General features: G+C 61.7%; 14 protein-coding genes. 5 read left to right on the forward strand and 9 right to left on the reverse strand.

The features are described 5' to 3' along the window. The first annotated feature begins 179 nt into the window (after nt 1-179). From ptsP to CS390_RS04285, 3 genes are read left to right on the forward strand one after another with little or no spacing between them, the layout of a single operon-like run. Nucleotides 180-3041 (forward strand): phosphoenolpyruvate--protein phosphotransferase, encoded by a 2862-nt coding sequence (gene ptsP / locus CS390_RS04275; RefSeq protein WP_099773574.1) that lies wholly within the window; start codon nt 180-182, stop codon nt 3039-3041. Continuing rightward, a complete protein-coding gene (gene pfkB, locus CS390_RS04280; RefSeq protein ID WP_099773575.1) occupies nt 3041-3991 on the forward strand; it encodes a 1-phosphofructokinase in 951 nt (316 codons plus the stop codon). Before ptsP ends, pfkB begins: the two co-directional genes overlap by 1 nt. A 2-nt stretch (nt 3992-3993) precedes the next feature. Continuing rightward, the gene (locus CS390_RS04285) at nt 3994-5727 is read left to right on the forward strand and encodes a PTS fructose-like transporter subunit IIB (RefSeq protein WP_099773576.1); all 1734 of its coding nucleotides are present in this window, start codon (nt 3994-3996) and stop codon (nt 5725-5727) included. A gap of 6 nt (nt 5728-5733) precedes the next feature. Here the strand turns inward: CS390_RS04285 and CS390_RS04290 are convergent, their stop codons facing one another. From CS390_RS04290 to CS390_RS04310, 5 genes are all read right to left on the reverse strand, one after another. Beyond that, nucleotides 5734-6915: an aminotransferase class V-fold PLP-dependent enzyme gene (locus CS390_RS04290; RefSeq protein ID WP_099776536.1), complete on the reverse strand. Its 1182-nt coding sequence runs from the start codon at nt 6913-6915 to the stop codon at nt 5734-5736. Between the two features lie 31 nt (nt 6916-6946). Beyond that, on the reverse strand, nt 6947-7180 hold the full coding sequence (locus CS390_RS04295) for a DUF3820 family protein (protein WP_083199871.1): 234 nt from the start codon (nt 7178-7180) through the stop codon (nt 6947-6949). Nucleotides 7181-7294: 114 nt separating this feature from the next. Continuing rightward, nucleotides 7295-8815 carry a diguanylate cyclase gene (locus tag CS390_RS04300; protein ID WP_256587565.1) on the reverse strand — a complete coding sequence of 507 codons (1521 nt, stop codon included), beginning with the start codon at nt 8813-8815 and terminating at the stop codon, nt 7295-7297. A gap of 178 nt (nt 8816-8993) precedes the next feature. Further along, nucleotides 8994-10283 carry an OprD family porin gene (locus CS390_RS04305; RefSeq protein ID WP_371918237.1) on the reverse strand — a complete coding sequence of 430 codons (1290 nt, stop codon included), beginning with the start codon at nt 10281-10283 and terminating at the stop codon, nt 8994-8996. Nucleotides 10284-10540: 257 nt separating this feature from the next. Further along, nucleotides 10541-10765 (reverse strand): hypothetical protein, encoded by a 225-nt coding sequence (locus CS390_RS04310; protein WP_065758897.1) that lies wholly within the window; start codon nt 10763-10765, stop codon nt 10541-10543. A gap of 291 nt (nt 10766-11056) precedes the next feature. On the opposite strand from CS390_RS04310, the gene CS390_RS04315 reads away from it, so the two are divergent. After that, nucleotides 11057-12628 (forward strand): PAS domain-containing methyl-accepting chemotaxis protein, encoded by a 1572-nt coding sequence (locus CS390_RS04315; protein ID WP_099773578.1) that lies wholly within the window; start codon nt 11057-11059, stop codon nt 12626-12628. On the opposite strand, the gene CS390_RS04320 is transcribed toward CS390_RS04315, so the two are convergent. The 4 genes from CS390_RS04320 to norR form a co-directional block, all read right to left on the reverse strand. Next, nucleotides 12625-13413 carry a YkgJ family cysteine cluster protein gene (locus tag CS390_RS04320; RefSeq protein ID WP_065758895.1) on the reverse strand — a complete coding sequence of 263 codons (789 nt, stop codon included), beginning with the start codon at nt 13411-13413 and terminating at the stop codon, nt 12625-12627. The genes CS390_RS04315 and CS390_RS04320 overlap by 4 nt on opposite strands. Further along, a complete protein-coding gene (locus CS390_RS04325) occupies nt 13391-13708 on the reverse strand; it encodes a hypothetical protein (RefSeq protein ID WP_099773579.1) in 318 nt (105 codons plus the stop codon). The genes CS390_RS04320 and CS390_RS04325 overlap by 23 nt, the downstream gene beginning before the upstream one ends. Nucleotides 13709-13786: 78 nt before the next feature. Next, nucleotides 13787-14686 carry a chemotaxis protein gene (locus CS390_RS04330; protein WP_065758893.1) on the reverse strand — a complete coding sequence of 300 codons (900 nt, stop codon included), beginning with the start codon at nt 14684-14686 and terminating at the stop codon, nt 13787-13789. Nucleotides 14687-14757: 71 nt separating this feature from the next. After that, a complete protein-coding gene (gene norR, locus CS390_RS04335; protein WP_099773580.1) occupies nt 14758-16311 on the reverse strand; it encodes a nitric oxide reductase transcriptional regulator NorR in 1554 nt (517 codons plus the stop codon). Nucleotides 16312-16465: 154 nt separating this feature from the next. Between norR and hmpA the strand changes: the two genes are divergently transcribed. Beyond that, nucleotides 16466-17647 (forward strand): NO-inducible flavohemoprotein, encoded by a 1182-nt coding sequence (hmpA, locus tag CS390_RS04340; protein WP_065758891.1) that lies wholly within the window; start codon nt 16466-16468, stop codon nt 17645-17647. Nucleotides 17648-17796 lie beyond the last annotated feature (149 nt).

A 17796-nucleotide genomic window follows, 5' to 3' on the forward strand; every position in this document is an offset into this window, starting at 1 on the left:
ATGGGGCTTCATAGATCGCAGATTATCGAGTAACGTGATCGTCATTATAGATTAAACGTTTCAGCTGGCGCTTTTTCTGCCCTGCTAGCCACCGGCGCCAAGGCCAGACCTCTGAGGACTGTGCTGAAATATCCACAACAATACCTCGGCGCCCACCTGGCGCTGCAAAGGAGAGGGTCATGCTCGAGCTCACCGTAGAGCAGATATCCATGGGCCAGACGGCTGTGGATAAACCGGCCGCACTGCAACTGTTGGCGGACCTGCTGGTCGCTGACGGGTTGGTCGCCGAAGGTTACCTGGCCGGGTTGCAGGCCCGCGAGACACAAGGCTCGACCTTTCTTGGCCAAGGCATCGCCATTCCCCACGGCACTCCACAGACCCGCGACCTGGTGCATACCACCGGCGTGCGGCTGTTGCAGTTTCCCGAAGGCGTGGACTGGGGCGATGGTCAGAAGGTTTACCTGGCCATTGGCATCGCCGCCAAATCCGATGAGCACCTGCGGCTGCTGCAACTGCTGACCCGGGCCTTGGGTGAAACCGACCTGGGTGAGGCGCTGCGCCGTGCTTCCTCTGCCGAGGCACTGTTGAAATTGCTGCAGGGCGCACCGCAAGCGTTGGCGCTGGATGCCCAACTGATCGGCCTTGGCGTGCCGTCGGAAGATTTCGAGGAACTGGTCTGGCGCGGTGCACGCCTGCTGCGGCGTGCCGAATGCGTGGGGAACGGCTTTGCGGCGGTGCTCCAGCAAGTCGAAGCCTTGCCGCTGGGCGATGGGCTTTGGTGGTTGCACTGCGAGCAGACGGTGCGGCAACCGGGCCTGGCGTTCGTGACCCCGGCACAACCGCTGCGTTACCTAGGCCAGCCCTTGAACGGGTTGTTCTGTCTGGCCAGCCTGGGCGAAGCCCATCAGGCGCTGCTCGAACGTTTATGCACACTGCTGATCGAAGGCCGTGGCCAGGAATTGTTCCGCGCCACCAGCAGCCGCACGGTATTGGAAGTGTTGGGTGGCGAAGTGCCGGTCGACTGGCCCAGCGCACGCATTACCCTGGCCAATGCCCATGGCCTGCACGCGCGCCCGGCCAAAATCCTTGCGCAGTTGGCCAAGGCCTTTGAGGGCGAAATTCGCCTGCGCTTGCCGGAAACCGGCCAGGCTGCCGTCTCGGCGAAGAGCTTGAGCAAGCTGCTCAGCCTGGGCGCTCACCGTGGGCAGGTGCTGGAATTCATCGCCGAGCCAAGCATTGCGGCTGACGCGTTGCCGGCCTTGCTGGCGGCAGTGGAAGAGGGGCTGGGCGAGGAGATTGAGCCGTTGCCGACTCTTGCGCTCGAGCCTGTGGTTGCCGAGGTGATACAACCGCTGGTTCAGGCCCCGGTGGCAGGTGCGTTGATTCAAGGGGTGGCGGCCGCCCCTGGAATCGCCAGCGGCCCGGCGCATGTGCAGGTGTTGCGCGAATTCGACTATCCGCTGCGCGGTGAATCACCTGCTGTGGAGCGCGAGCGATTGCAGCAGGCGCTCGCGGCCGTACGTGACGATATCGACGGGGTGATCAAGCGCAGCCAGGCCAAGGCGATCCGTGAAATCTTCATCACCCACCTGGAAATGCTCGACGACCCCGAACTGGGCGATGAGGTTGAGCAGCGTCTGCGCCAGGGCGAAAGCGCCGAAGCCGCGTGGATGGCGGTAATCGATGGCGCAGCCCGACAGCAGGAAGCCCTGCACGATGCCCTGCTCGCTGAACGTGCCGCCGACCTGCGCGACGTCGGTCGCCGGGTGCTGGCGCAGTTGTGTGGCGAGGCCGATGTAGCCTTGCCGGACGCACCTTATGTGCTGGTCATGGAAGAGGTTGGGCCTTCCGATGTCGCCCGGCTTGACCCGGCCCGTGTTGCCGGCATTCTTACCGCCCGCGGGGGCGCTACCGCGCACAGCGCCATTGTTGCCCGTGCGCTTGGCATTCCTGCGGTGGTGGGGGCGGGGGCGTCAGTGTTGTTGATTGCCCAAGGCACGCCGTTGCTGCTCGACGGCCAGCGCGGACGTTTGCATGTGGCGCCCGAGCCTGCGCTGTTGCAGCGCTCACTGGCCGAGCGTGACCGTCGTGAACAGCGTTTGCAGGCCGCCCGTGCGCGTCGTCTGGAACCGGCGCACACCCTGGATGGGCACGCGATCGAAGTCTTTGCCAACATCGGTGAAAGCGCGGGTATCGCGGCGGTGGTCGACCACGGAGCCGAAGGTATCGGCTTGTTGCGCACTGAGCTGATTTTCATGGCCCACCAGAGCGCTCCCGATGAAGCGACTCAGGAGGCGGAGTACCGCAAGGTGCTCGATGGTCTCGACGGGCGGCCACTGGTGGTGCGAACCCTTGATGTCGGGGGGGACAAACCGTTGCCCTACTGGCCGATCGAACAGGAAGAAAACCCGTTCCTCGGTGTACGCGGTATTCGCCTGACACTACAGCGGCCACAGATCATGGAGAGCCAGTTGCGGGCCCTGTTGCGCGCTGCCGACAACCGCCCGCTGCGGATCATGTTTCCGATGGTCGGGCAGTTGGAGGAGTGGCGCGAAGCGCGGACGATGGTCGAGCGCCTGCGTCAGGAAATCGAGGTCAGCGACCTGCAGGTCGGGATCATGATCGAAGTGCCTTCGGCGGCCATACTGGCGCCGGTGCTGGCCCGCGAAGTGGACTTCTTCAGCGTCGGCACCAATGACCTGACCCAGTACACCTTGGCCATTGACCGTGGTCACCCGACGCTTTCCGCCCAGGCCGATGGCCTGCACCCTGCGGTACTGCACTTGATCGACACGACGGTGCGTGCGGCCCATGCCCACGGCAAGTGGGTCGGGGTATGCGGCGAACTGGCGGCCGACCCACAGGCGGTGCCAATCCTGCTGGGCCTTGGGGTGGATGAACTGAGCGTGGCGGCGCGCAGCATAGCCGAGGTCAAGGCTCAGGTACGTGAACTGAATTATGAACACACCCGGCAGTTGGCGCGTGACGCGTTGGCTCAGGGTAGCGCCGCCGATGTGCGGGCGCTGGTGGAGATACTCTGATGGCCAAGATCCTGACGCTGACCCTTAACCCGGCACTGGACCTCACCGTTACGCTGGAGCACTTGCAGCCGGGCACCGTCAACCGCAGCAAAGGCCTGCAGGCTCATGCCGCTGGCAAAGGGCTCAACGTGGCTCAGGTGCTGGCCGACCTGGGGCACCAGGTGACAGTAAGCGGTTTTCTGGGGGCGGATAACCTTCAACCGTTTGAGGCGCTGATGGTACAGCGTGGCTTTGTTGACGGCTTCATTCGTGTACCGGGGCAGACCCGTAGCAATATCAAGCTGGTCGAAGGCACAGGGCGGGTGACGGACATCAATGGCCCGGGGCCGGAGGTCAACGAATCGGCCTTTGTGGCGCTGTTGGAGCGTCTTGAGCACATCGCTCCGGGGCATGACGCCGTGGTCGTGGCCGGTAGCCTGCCGCCTGGCGTCACCGTGCAGTGGTTTGCACAACTGCTTGCCCGCCTCAAGGCCTTGGGGCTGAAGGTGGCGCTGGACACCAGTGGCGAGGCCTTGCGGGCCGGCCTTGCCAGCATGCCGTGGTTGGTCAAGCCCAACACCGACGAACTGGCTGAAGTGCTGGAAACGCCGCTGCACAGTTTTACCGAGCAGCACGCCGCAGCGCGCCGTTTGCTGGACCTGGGCATTGAGGAAGTAGTGATTTCTCAAGGGGCCGAGGGCGTTACCTGGTTCAACGCCCAGGCCACCTTGCACGCCTCGCCGCCCCGCGTGAAGGTCGCCAGTACCGTGGGTGCCGGTGATTCGTTGCTGGCGGGCATGGTCCACGGGCTGCTGACTGGCGACGACGCCAAGACCACCTTGCGGCGGGCAACTGCCATTGCGGCCATGGCCGTGAGCCAGATCGGCTTTGGCATTACCGACCCACAGTACCTCGTGCAGTTGCAGCGTGAGATCCGTATCCACACCCCGGCAGCAGAACAAGAGGGTTGAACATGAAACTGGCGATTGTCACGGCTTGTCCCAACGCCATGGTCTCCAGCGTGCTCAGTGCACGCTTGTTGGAGGCTGCGGCCCGCCGCCAGGGCTATGGCACCAGCGTCGAAGTTCACGACCCGGCACACCCTGAGCGGCAACTGCAGGCGGCGGATATCGACGCGGCTGACTGGGTTCTGGTGGTCAGCAGTGGCCCGCTGGACCTGCAGCGTTTTGCCGGCAAGCGGTTGTTCCGCAGCACCCCATCGCAGGCGCTGCAGGATGTTGATCACTTCTTGCGCGATGCGGCCGAGAAGGCCGAGGTTTATCAGCCGGTGGTCGAGGCTGCGGCGCCCGTCGCACAGGGCAAACGCATTGTCGCCATCACCGCCTGCCCGACCGGTGTGGCTCACACCTTTATGGCCGCCGAGGCGTTACAGCAGGCAGCCCAGCAACTGGGTTACCAGCTTGAAGTGGAAACCCAGGGTTCAGTCGGCGCCCGCACACCGCTCAGCGCCCAGGCGATAGCCGACGCGGATGTGGTGTTGCTGGCCGCCGATATCGAAGTGGCCACCGAGCGCTTTGCCGGTAAGCGGATCTACCGCTGCGGCACCGGCATTGCCCTGAAACAGGCGCGAGCTACCCTGGATAAAGCGTTGGCCGAAGGCAAGCAGGAGTCTGCGTCGGCTGCCGGGCAGGCTGCACCGGCCAAGGGTGAAAAGACCGGTGTCTACAAGCACCTGCTGACCGGTGTTTCGTTCATGTTGCCGATGGTGGTGGCAGGTGGTTTGCTGATCGCCCTGTCCTTTGTTTTCGGTATCGAGGCGTTCAAACAGCCAGGCACGTTACCGGCGGCGCTGATGCAGATCGGTGGTGAGGCGGCCTTCAAGCTGATGGTGCCGTTGCTGGCCGGCTACATCGCCTACTCGATTGCCGACCGCCCGGGCCTTGCGCCAGGCATGATTGGCGGCCTGCTGGCCAGCACCCTGGGGGCCGGGTTCATTGGCGGCATCGTCGCCGGTTTTCTCGCCGGGTACAGCGCCAAGGCCATCAACCGCTGGGCGCGACTGCCCAGCAGCCTGGAAGCGCTCAAGCCGATCCTGATCATTCCGTTGCTGGCCAGCCTGTTCACGGGCCTGGTGATGATCTATGTGGTCGGCCAGCCGGTGGCGCAGATGCTCGCGGGGCTGACCCATTTCCTCGACAGCATGGGCACCACCAATGCCATTCTCCTCGGCATCCTGCTGGGCGGGATGATGTGCGTTGACCTTGGCGGGCCGATCAACAAGGCTGCGTATGCGTTTTCCGTGGGGCTGTTGGCCTCGCAGAGTTATGCACCGATGGCTGCGACCATGGCGGCGGGTATGGTGCCGCCGATCGGGCTGGGTATTGCCAGTTTTATCGCACGGCGCAAATTTGCCCAGAATGAGCGAGAGGCGGGCAAGGCCGCCTTGGTACTGGGGCTGTGCTTCATTTCCGAAGGCGCAATTCCGTTTGCGGCCAAAGACCCGCTGCGGGTGATTCCCGCCAGCATTGCCGGCGGGGCGTTGACCGGTGCCTTGTCGATGTACTTCGGTTGCAAGCTGATGGCACCCCATGGCGGGCTGTTCGTGCTGTTGATCCCGAACGCCATCAACCACGCGCTGCTCTACCTGTTGGCGATTCTCGCCGGTAGCCTGCTGACCGCCGTGTTGTACGCGCTGCTCAAGCGCAGCGACGTTGCCGAGTTGGCGGTCGAGCCGGTCAAGGCCTGAGGGGGCTCAGGCCAGTTCGTGCAGGGCGCGGACCAGCGCCTGGATATCGTCCGGTGTTGTCGTGAAGCCGGGCGTCACCCGAATGCACGGTCCGCAGGCTGAGCCATCGCGGGCCACGGTGAACAGGTTGTGCTCGTCCAGCAGGCGCCGAACCATGGCCGGCTGGTCAGGCTGGCGGGTAAAGCGCAATGAGGTGATACCACAGTACAGGCGCGGATCGTCCGGGGTCAGCACTTCGATACCGGGCAATGCGCGCACCTGCTCAACCCAAAGGTCACGCAGGTAACTCAGGCGTGCCCCTTTTACGGCGGCGCCACCCATGGCCCGGTGCTCTTCGAATACAGTCGGCAAGGTCATCCAGGCAGGAATGTTCGGCGTGCCGTACGGCGCCCGCGAGCGGATGTCATCGCGTTGGTAACTCGCCTCGCTCATGTCGGGGTCGATGGCCTGCAGGCGTTCTTCGGCGATGTACAACACGCCCAGACTCAGCGGCGCGCCGATCCACTTCTGCAGGTTGAAGGCGGCGAAGTCGATGCCTAACTGATCCAGTCTGAAGTCCACCAACCCCAGGGCATGGGCACCGTCGAGCATGACCTCGACACCGTGTGCTCGGGCACAGGCGGCAATGGCCTGCACCGGCATCACCAATCCGGTGCGGTGGGTCACGTAAGTCAGAGCCATCAGCTTGAGTCGAGGGTAGCGCTCGAACGCCTGGCGGTAACTGTCGAGCAGGTTGTCAAAGGTGGCTGGATGCGGATGGCGCAGCTCGATCACTTCCACACCACGGTGGTGCGCCAGCCAGCGCATGGCGCGCTGCACGCTGTCGTATTCCAGGTCGCTGATCAGTACCTGATCGCCTGGGCGCAGGCCGTTGTAGTTGCGGATCAGCGACAGCATTGATGCCGATGCGCTTTGCGTCAGGGCCACCGTGTGTGCTGGAACCTGCAACAGCTCAGCCAGGGCGGCGTGGATCTGCAGGGTGCCGACCTGATCGAACTGCTGACGCACCGGCAGTGAATTGCCTCGGTTGATCGCCATGATATGCGCTTGGTAGCGCTCGGCGACCGTGCGAGTCATGCGACCGAAGTAGCCGTACTCAAGGTTGATCGGCCCAGGCTCGATGTCGTAGCGCGAGGCAATGTTTTGCCAGTAGCTCTCGTCGCGGGCCAGAAGGGAGGACTCAGACAGGGGCAGGTGCTTCATGCGCAGGCTCGCTGTGTCAGGGGCGGGGGCGTGGGTGTTTTTTACGCAGGGGAACGAGCAAGTCCGACAGACCGTTGTGGTCGACTTCATGCATCAGTGCCAACAGGCTGCCCAACTCGCCCTTTGGAAAGCCTTCACGGGCGAACCAGTTCAGGTACTGGCCGGGCAGGTCCGCGATCAAGCGGCCTTTGTACTTGCCGAAAGGCATTTCGCGGGTGACCAGCAGTTCAAGGGCTTCGGGGTTCATGATGCGGCAACAACCTGTGACGTCGAGGGCACGACGATACATGCATTCGACAGGTGGGCCAAAGGACAGATCCCGTCGAAAAACAGCATACAGATGTGCACCCGGCCGGCGCTGAGGCTAAACGACCTGATTGCGGCCGTTGTGCTTGGCTTGGTAAAGCGCCTCATCGGCAGCCCTCAACAACGCGTCGAGGCTGTGCTGCGGGCAGTCTGGCGCGTGGGTGGCAACGCCGATGCTGACAGTTACCGGCTGCACATCGTTGGCGTACGGCGGTTGCATTTCGATCTGGCGGCGCAGGTTCTCGGCCAGTTGATGGGCGCCCTGCGTATCGGTTTCCGGCAGGATGATCAGAAACTCTTCGCCGCCATAACGGGCGGCAAGGTCTGCTGGCCGACGGATGCAGCGCTGGATGGTCGCGGCCACTTTGCGCAGTGCCTGATCGCCGCCCTGATGGCCGTGCCGCTCGTTGAAGGCCTTGAAGCGGTCTACGTCCACCATCAGCACCGACAAGGGGCGTTCGTTGCGCTTGGCCCTGGCCCATTCCTGGCGCAGCACCTGGTCCAGGCGCCGCCGATTCGGCAGGTTGGTCAGGCTGTCGGTGGCGGCGAGGGTGGCCAGGCCTTGTTCGGCATCCTGGCGGCGGCGCAGCTCGCGACCCAGCAACAGCGTGAGCCAGAGAATGCCGAGGCACAGCACGCCTGTTGCGGTACCCACGACCAGTGCGGTTCGCAGCCACGATGCGAATACTTCTTCAGTGGGCAGGGCCACGACCACCATCAATGGCAGGTCGGTGACGCGGGAAAAGGTGAACAGACGTTCTTTGCCATCCAGTGACGAGGCTGCGCTAAAGCTGCCTTTGCCTTCTTGCATGGCGCGCTGGAAGTTCGGCTCCTGACTGAAGTCCTTGCCCACCAACTGGCGGTTGTCCACCGCCGAGTGCCGGGCGAGCAGTACGCCGTTGGTATTGATCAGGTTGATGCTGCCTTCCTGGCCGATGTCCAGGCGCTGGAACAGCTCGTCGAAGTACGACAGGCGCAATGCACCGGCAGCGACGCCAGCAAATCCGCCATGGATGTCCGAGATCCTGCGGCTGAAGCCAATGCACCAGTCCAGGTCGCCAAGCCGTGCCTTGAACGGTTGGCTGATCAGCAGGCCCAGGCCAGGGTTTGCCCGGTGATCCTGGAATACCTTGCTGTCGGAAAAGTTGGCGCTGCGTGGTGTCGTACTGGCGGAGTCGGCGACCACATCGCCATTACTGTCGAGCCAAAGGATGTCGCCGCGCAATGGCACACTGAAGGCCTGGTTGAACAGCACCTGATGGCGCAGCTCAGGCGGAATCGTCAACAGCTCCGGGCGCTGTGCCGCCCAGATCAGGCCCCGCAAGGACAGGTTGTAGAGTTCCACGTTGCGCACAATGTCGGTGTCGATCAACTGCACGATGTTGCGTGCCGAGCGAACGGCGGCCTGCTCGACGTTCGCACGTTCGCGCATCAACAGAAACGTGACGATAGCAACGATTGCCAGAACCGTCAGGCAACTGCCCAGGTTAAGAACCAGTTCCGGATGGCTTCGGTACAGGGCAGAGCGTTGAGGCCGGGTGCGCGAAGTCATGGTTGCCAGTGTTTGACCATAGGTCATGAGCAAGAAGGTGCACGGAGAGTGCGCGGCGTCGTATTTTAGGGATCTGTTTATTGTCGGACAAGATCCAGAGTGATTTGTCTTGTTACATTGGCGAATTGAACAGATGAACGGCGGGGGTCTGTTTATATGTGGGGCGCCGCATACTTGCTGGCGCCCCAACGGATCCCATCGCAGATCAGAAAATGTTCAGCGGATACTCGACGATCACTCGGTATTCATCGACGTTGTTATCCACCTGCGAATAGCCCTGGCTACCCCGGTGGGCGGCCCAGCGCAGCAGGACGGAAAGGTCCTTGAGGTTGCCTTCCTGGAACACGTACTGCAGGTCGATGTCGCGCTCCCAGTGCTGCGCGTTCTTGCCATCGGGGTTGTACCAGGTTTCGCCGTAGCCTGCGCTGTTCGGGTCGACTTTGGTCAGGTCCAGTTCACCGCGTGAGTAGGACACCACCGAAGTCAGGCCGGGTACGTCAAGGCCCGCGAAGTCATACGCGTACTTGAGCTTCCAGGAGCGCTCGTTGGGGCCGTTGAAGTCCGAGTAGATCTGCGAGTTGTCCAGGTAGATGCTGTCGCCCTGGGTGATGTAGTCGAACGGGGTGTTGCCGTTGACGCGCTGATACACCGCGGTGATCGCATGAAAACCGATACCGACGGTGAAGTGCAGGCTGTACGTGTTGTTGTCGATGTTGCCCAGCAGCGCATCGCCCGTGTCCTGGGTGTGATAGAAATGCACGCCCGGGTTGAGGCTGACCAGATCGTTCACCTGATAGGTGTAGTCGAGGTCGGCATAGTACTGGTTCCAGATGTCCTTGAGTTCCGCGGCATACAGGCTGGCGGTGAGGTTCGGAATCGAACTCCAGGCTACCCCGGCCCAGTTCAGGTGGCGGCTTTCGCGGTCGTCTGGCAGTTCGCCATAAGAGGTGCCGATGCGGCTGTGCCCGCTTTGGTTGTAGAGCTTGGTGAAGCTGGCCTGGCCGGCGTCGAACATCAGGCCGTCGAGGCTTTTGTTGGTCAGGCTGACCCCGCGAAAGGTCTGCGGCAACATGCGGCTTTCGCCCCCGGCGATCACCGGATTGTTCAGGAACAGGTCGCCGGCCTTGAGCTCGGTGTCGAAGGCCTTGAGCTTGAGCGCCGCCCCTGCGGTCGAGAAGGAATCCGGAGCCTTGCCGTACTCGTAACCTTCTTTGCTGGTACTGCTGACCGGCAGGATGCTGGAGTTGCCGGTACCGCCACCGCCATCGAGTTTCAGGCCGAGCATGGCATGCGCATCAAGGCCGAAGCCGAGTGGGCCTTGCGTGTAGCCCGACTCAAACTTGCCAATGAAGCCCTGGCCCCACTCCTTGTTATCGCGCTGGCCTTGCGAGAGCTGGTTGCGATTCATGTAGTAGTTACGGCTAAGCAATTTGAGGCTGGAGCCTTCGATGAAACCTTCAGCGGGTTCGTCGTCTGCTTGGGCTGTGAAAGGCATCGTTGCAGTCAGTGCAACGAATAGCGGTGTGAATCGTAAAGCAATGCTCACCGTGGTTAACTCCTTGGGTGAAGGTGTGGCTGTTTTTTATTGTGCGAAACAACGATCGTCAGGGGGTAAGGACGATCAAACTCAGGCACTTTTTACCGCGCCAAAAAAAGCCGCTGATCAGCAGCGGCTTTAGACGAAAACCGCACCGGTGAATGCATCACCGGTGCGGTTTTCGGGGGGAGAGCAAAGGGGGCGCTGGGCGCCTGTCAGCTGTCGCTACGGTCACTCGCCGAAACCTTGGACGCTGTGTTTTTCTGGGTTTCCAAGCGGTCTTTACCCTGTTCTGCAATCGCGTGGCGAGCGTTGTCGAGTGCGGCGGCGCGGGCGGCATTCTGAGCCACGAACGCTTGCGACTCTTCGGCCATTACGACCGGCGACAACAACAAAGAAGACAGAACAAAAACGCTGGCAATACCCATACTGTTGGACATTTCGACAAACCTTCTTGCAGAGCAAGTGCTAGTTAGGTGTACATAAATTAGTCGGAAATGTTCGAATGAAACAGAGAGTATTCGGATAAGAACTGTTGCATTTTCGGTAATAATTACGATGGCGCGTGTATATCCTGGGCGATGTGACTGATCAGTCTGTGAGCATTTTTCGGCCAATAACGCGAGTATGGCCATTTGCCAAAATGCTGCTCCAGGTCAATGTTTCAGAAAAAAAACACCTTAGAGTCGAACGCCCTGCCGATTTTCTGCCAACAATAATGAGCGCCCACAATGAAGAGCAATCTGCCTGTGACTGGCCGCAATATGGATTATCCCGGCGATGCCAACATCCTCTCTACCACCGACCTTACCAGCGCGATTACCTACGCCAATGATGACTTTGTCAGCGTCAGCGGTTTTAGTCGCGAAGAGCTTATAGGGCAGCACCATAACCTCGTGCGCCACCCGGACATGCCACCGTTGGCCTTCGAGCAGATGTGGCAGACGCTCAAGCGCGGGCGTTCGTGGATGGGGCTGGTGAAGAATCGTTGCAAGAGTGGTGATCATTACTGGGTCAGTGCGTTTGTGACACCGATCACCAGCCAGGGGCAGACGGTTGAGTACCAGTCGGTACGCACCAAACCGGCAGCTGCGCATGTCGAGGCCGCCGAGCGATTGTATGCCCAGTTGCGCAGTGGTCGCACCAGCTGGTTGCAGCGCCTGCCTGTGCCGGGGCTGGAGTGGCAGTTATGGGGCGGCATGAGCCTGGCATTTACCGTGGCAATGGCCGCGCACTGGCTGCTGCCACTGTCGGATCTACTGACCCTGGCGCTGAGCTTTGCACTGAGTGCTGCCGTGGTATTTCCCCTCTTACGGCCCTTTGAACGCTTGCGACGCCGTGCCAAGGCAGTTGCGGACAACCCATTGAGCCAGCAGCTGTATACCGGTCGCCGGGATGGCGTCGGGCAAATCGAGTTTGCCATGCTGATGCTGGAGTCTCAGGTGGGCGCTGTGGTTGGGCGCATTGGCGACACGTCCAAGCGCTTGGCGGTGGAAGCGGCTGAGCTGGCCAGCCACCTGCACAGCAGTCACAACAGTACGCTGGGCCAGCAAAGTGAAACGGATCAGGTGGCTACTGCCATCCACCAGATGGCGGCCAGTGTGGCTCAGGTCGCCAGCAGTGCTCAGCAGGCCTCACAGGCGGCGGACCAGGCTGAAGATGAAACCCAGAGCGGGCAGCAGCTCGTTGATCAGAGCCAGAACGCGATTTTGCAGTTGGCCCGTGAGCTGGAGGTTGCCACGGAAGTTATCCACAACCTGGAGAGCCACAGCAGTGAGATTTCCAGTGTGCTGGATGTCATTCGCAGCATTGCCGAGCAGACCAACCTGCTGGCCTTGAACGCCGCCATCGAAGCGGCTCGGGCAGGGGACCAGGGGCGCGGCTTTGCCGTGGTGGCTGACGAAGTGCGCGGCTTGGCGAAGCGCACTGCCCAATCGACTCAGGAAATTCAACGCATGATCGGTGTGTTGCAAAGCGGTGCGCGCAATGCCGTGCTGGCGATGCAACAGAGCAGTACCTATGTCGGTAATAGCGTTGAGCAGGCACAGCGTGCTGCCAGTGCGCTTGATGGCATCAGCCAGCGGGTTACTCAGATCAATGAAATGAGCCTGCAGATTGCGGCGGCGGTCGAAGAGCAAAGCAGTGTCAGTGAAGACATCAACCGCAACATCACCAGCATTCGCCAAGCCAGCGAAGTCACGGTCAGTGCCGGGCAGCGCGGCCACCTGAACTCCAGCAATGTTGCCGAGCTGGCCGAGGGCTTGCGGCAACTGGCTGACGAATTCTGGCGCCGCCGCAGTTAACCGGCCTGAAGTGGAATGAAGCTGTAGTAGGTCGCCGGTTCGCTGGTGACCTGCGCACCCAGCGTTTGCAATTGCTCGGCCAATAGCGGATCGGTCACGTGCAGGCGCCAAGCGCTGCCGGTATCGGCAGAGGCCTCGACGTCACGGATCGCGCTCGCCATGGCCTCGACGGTGGGCAGGTAGGCGGTGAAACCGTTGCCCTTGACTGCGCTGACATCAATGCCAAGGTGTTGGCAGATCGCAACTTTGGCGCGGATATCCTCGCGGTCAGCCTGACGCGATTGCTCGATCAGTGCTGCCAGTTCCGGGTCCTGGAGCTGGTCGCGGTGAATCAACAGCGGCCCATCCTGCCAGGCTTCGGGTGGGCAGTCCTTGGCCTCGGGGCGCAGCGGAATGTGCGGGTTTATTTCCATTGGGTAGATGCGGCACACCAGTGGCCGTTCCGTGTAGATGCGGCAGCGGTAATCCGCATCCAGGTTGCGGCAGGGGCCGACGTTATACGCCGCAAAGGTCACCGCCAGGTGGATCTGGCTCGCGCCGCACGCCACCGGAAAACTGCGGCGCAAGGCATGCTCGCGCTGGCCGTCGGGCAGCCCTGGGCCCTGCTCGAAAAACGCTTCGAGCAAGACAATCAGTTGGCCGCCGGATGCGCTCCAGCGCCCGGCTTCGGCCAGGGTCAGGGGCACATGATGATCGGTACAGCATTTGCCGCAGCCGACGCAATTGAACGGGGTGGAAAGAGACACGGTAGTGGGCTTCTTCTTAGCGGACGGGTGTGACGGCATCCCACTCGGTCACGTGGGCAGTACGGGTTTCACGGTGGTACAGGCACAGTTCGGTACCGGCCGTGTTCTTCATGTGCGCAGGCTTGTAGTGCCCCTGCAAGAGGATCGCCGTGTAACCCACGCTGTCATCGAACAAGGCACTCTGCTTGAGCGGCTTGACTGCGGTGAGTTGGCTGGCGGCTACGCAGGTGGCCAATGCCTGGTGTTGCGCGTCGGCCCAGGCTGCATCGCTGGAGGCGTTCGCCTGGGTGAGAGGCAAGGCCAACAGGCACAGGGTCATTACGGCGTTTCTCATGGTGCGCGCCTCGTGGGCAGTGACGGTTGCTTGCGATTATGCCTCAGACCGACTGCCCGACAAGTGAGCACAATGCCTTCACTGGCCGAAGTCGGCCACCGTACGTGCAGCATGGATCAGGCAGTCGGTCAGCTCCGGTGAGGAAAACTTGGTCAATACGGCATTGGCTCCGGCGGCCTTGGCTTTCTCGCTGTTCATGGCGCTGTCCAGCGAGGTGTGCAGGAGCACGTAGAGGTGCTGGAAGTCCGGCGTTTCGCGCAGGGTGCGGGTAAAGGCGTAGCCATCCATTTCGGACATCTCGATGTCCGAGACCACCACATTGATCTCCTGATCAGTGCCTTGCAGCTCCAGCAGTTTGTCGATGGCTTCCTTGGCGCTGCGGGCGGTGTGGCACTCGATACCCAGGTTGCGCAAGGTGTGTACCGACTGCTGCAGGGCCACCTGGCTGTCGTCGACCACCAGAATATTGGCAGCGCCAAGCACCGCAGCGTCTTCTGGAGCCAGCTCGATATGGGTGTGATCGTGAGGCGCAGGGGTAATGCCGTGAATCACTTTTTCGATGTCCAGCACTTGCACCAGCGTACCGTCGACCTGGGTTACCCCGGTAATGAACGACTTGCCGCCCGAGGCGAAGGGTGGCGGGCGAATGTCGGTACTCAGGCAGTGAACGATCTTGCTCACGGCTTGTACGTGCAGGCCCTGTTTTGAACGGCTGATATCCGTAACGATCAGGCAGCCCCCGTCCGGGTCGAGCAAGGGGCGCTCGCCGATGGCGCGGGACAGGTCGATCACCGACAGCGAGTTGCCGCGCAAGGTGGCGACGCCTTTGACATGCGGGTGGGACTCAGGCAACCGGGTCAGCGGTGGGCAGGCGATAATCTCGCTGACCTTGAGCAGGTTGATGGCCATCAGCTTGCCGCTGCGCAGGGTGAACAACAGCAGCGACAGCGAGTCCGCACGGGCTTTTTGCGAGACCATAGGCACCTTCAAGGTTTAAGAACAGGGTGAGATGTCGGGTTATCGGCCCGGCATCGGCTGGCTTTAATGCGTCAGCGTAGACCGAGGCGCTTGGCCAGGCGATTGAGGTTGGCCCGATCCAGGCCCAGCTCGCGTGCGGCACTCGCCCAGTTGTGTTGATGGCGTTCCAGGCTGGCTTTGATCAGGTCGCGCTGGTAGGTGTCCAGCGCCAGGCGCAGGTCGCCGACCACCGTCGCACTGGCAGGGCTTGCATTGTTGCTGACCGATGCTGCCTCACTGTGGGGTGCCGGCAAGTCGAGGTCGCTGGCGCTCAGGCTGAGAATTTTCGGTCGTTCCGGGTGTTGTCCAAGGGCCTTGAGTGCCGAGCGGCCAATCAAGTGCTCCAGCTCGCGGACATTGCCTGGCCAGTTATAGGCCAGCAGTGCGGCCTGGGCGTCGGGGGTCAGGCGCAGGCTGTTCAGGCCCATGCGGGAGCGGTTCTGTTCAAGGAAGTAGCCGCTGATCAGCAGCACATCGCGCCCACGCTCGCGCAGCGGCGGCACCTGCAGCGGGTAGACGCTCAGGCGATGATAGAAGTCGGCGCGGTAGCGACCGGCGCGCACCTCTTCGGAGAGGTCGCGGTTGGTGGCGGCAATCAGGCGCACATCCACCCGATGATCCTGATCCGAACCCAGCCGTTGCAACTGGCCGCTTTGCAGCACGCGCAACAATTTGGCTTGCACCTGCAGGGATAGCTCGCCCACCTCATCGAGAAACAGCGTACCGCCGTTGGCCAGCTCGAACTTGCCGCGGCGTTCACCCACCGCGCCGGTAAAGGCCCCGCGTACATGGCCGAACAGTTCGCTTTCCACCAGGGTGTCGGGCAGGGCGGCGCAGTTCAGGCTCACCAGCGGCTTGTCGGCGCGTGCCGAGGCTGCATGAATGGCCTGGGCCACTAACTCTTTGCCGACCCCGGTTTCGCCGGTGATCAACACCGTCAGGTCGCTGCCGCCTACCAAGGCGATCTCTTCAAGCAGACGTTTGTGCGGCTTGCTCTGGCCGATCAACTCCCGCTCCTGAAAACCACTGGCCTCGCGGTAGAGTTCGGCTCGTTGGTGTTCGTCCTCTATGCGCAGGGCCAGGCGCTCGATCCGTTCGGCCACCTTGACCGTTGCGGCGGCCAGGCTGGCGAAGGCTTGCAGGGCATCAAGCTCGATCTGCTGAAAGCGTTCCGGGGCGAGTGCGTCCAGGGTAATCAGCCCCCAAGGCTGTTCATCAACGAACAGCGGACAGCCCATGCAGTCGTGTACTTCAAGGTGCTGGTGCAGACCTTCGACCAGGCCGTCATAAGGGTCGGGCAGGTCGCTGTCGCTGGCAAAGCGTGTGGGTTCGTGACGGCTTAGCAACACCTGAAAACGCGGGTGCTCGCTGATTTTGAAGCGCCGCCCCAGGGTGTCGGTACTCAAGCCGTCGACCGCCAATGGCACGAGCCATTCGCCCTCACGTTTCAGCAAGGCCGCAGCGTCGCATGGCAACAGGGTTCGCATGGCCTGCAGCAGGCGTCGATAGCGTTCGCGCTCCGGCAACTCGCGGGACAGGTCGCTAACCAGTGGCAGCAGGGCGGTGAGCAGGGGCTTTGCGGTCATAATGACTCCTGTTGGTCGAAATGACTATAAAACAGATGGGGTCATAATGACTCTATATTTTTAAGTTATTGATTTTATTGGATTTTAAACTTGGCACGGTTCCTGAATTACTCATGGCAGTTTTTACAGAAGCCATAGGCTCAGGAGTCCCCTCATGCTCAATGCCCAAGACCGTGCAATCATCAAAGCAACCGTGCCGCTGCTGGAAAGCGGTGGTGAAGCGCTGACCACGCACTTCTACAAGCTTATGCTCAGCGAGTACCCCGAGGTGCGTCCGCTGTTCAACCAGGCTCACCAAGCCAGCGGTGATCAGCCACGTGCTTTGGCCAATGGCGTACTGATGTATGCGCGGCACATCGACCAGCTCGAGCAACTGGGTGGCCTGGTCGGGCAGATTATCAATAAGCATGTGGCCTTGCAGATCCTGCCAGAGCACTACCCGATCGTCGGTAGCTGCCTGCTGCGCGCCATTGAAGAAGTGTTGGGCAGTGAAATTGCCACCCCTGAAGTCATTGCCGCCTGGGGTGCGGCCTATCAACAACTGGCCGACATCCTGATCGGCGCCGAAGCCCAGGTTTATGACCAGAAAGCCGAAGCCGTCGGTGGCTGGCGTGGTGCGCGGGTGTTCAAGCTGGCTGCGCGGGTGGAGGAGAGCAGCGAGATCGTTTCCTTCTACTTCGCGCCTGAAGATGGCGGTGCGATTCTGGCGGCAGAGCCTGGTCAGTACATCGGCCTGCAGCTGTTCATCGACGGCGAAGAGCATCGTCGCAACTACTCGCTGTCGGCATTGAGCAAGGGCGGCCAATACCGCATCAGTGTCAAGCGTGAGGAGGGCGGTAAAGTCTCCAACTACCTGCACGAGCAACTGCAGGTGGGCGATACCCTGAACCTGTTCCCGCCGTCGGGCGAGTTCACCTTGGCTGCCAGCGACAAGCCGCTGGTGCTGATCAGTGGTGGCGTAGGCATCACGCCGACGCTGGCGATGGTGGAGGCAGCGCTGTCCACGGGCCGCTTGATCCACTTTATCCACTGCGCCCGTAACGGTGCAGTGCATGCCTTCCGTGGCTGGATCGATGACCTGGCGGCGACGCATCCGCAGTTCAAGCGCTTCTACTGCTACGCCGAAGACGATGGCGCCAGCCCGGCTGCCGATGCCGTGGGGCTATTGACCCTCGACCAGTTGGATCAGTGGCTGCCGGCTGAGCGTGACCTGGATGCCTACTTCCTCGGGCCCAAGGGCTTCATGGCGACCGTCAAGCGTCACCTGAAAGGCTTGGGTGTGCCGGAGCAGCAGAGCCGTTATGAGTTCTTCGGGCCGGCGGCAGCGCTGGAATAACCCGCCACAGTCCCCAACAAGGCCGACTCCTGCCTGGAGCCGGCCTTGTTGGCGGTTCGATACGCTGCGCCGCAGCGGAAAAAGCTCGATGTGTAAAAACCTTTAAAGGTTAATCCTGCATTAATCAGCTTATCCTTCACTGCCTGATG

Origin of the sequence: Pseudomonas sp. HLS-6 (genome assembly GCF_002753995.1) — a bacterium.
GTDB classification, from domain to species: domain Bacteria; phylum Pseudomonadota; class Gammaproteobacteria; order Pseudomonadales; family Pseudomonadaceae; genus Aquipseudomonas; species Aquipseudomonas defluvii.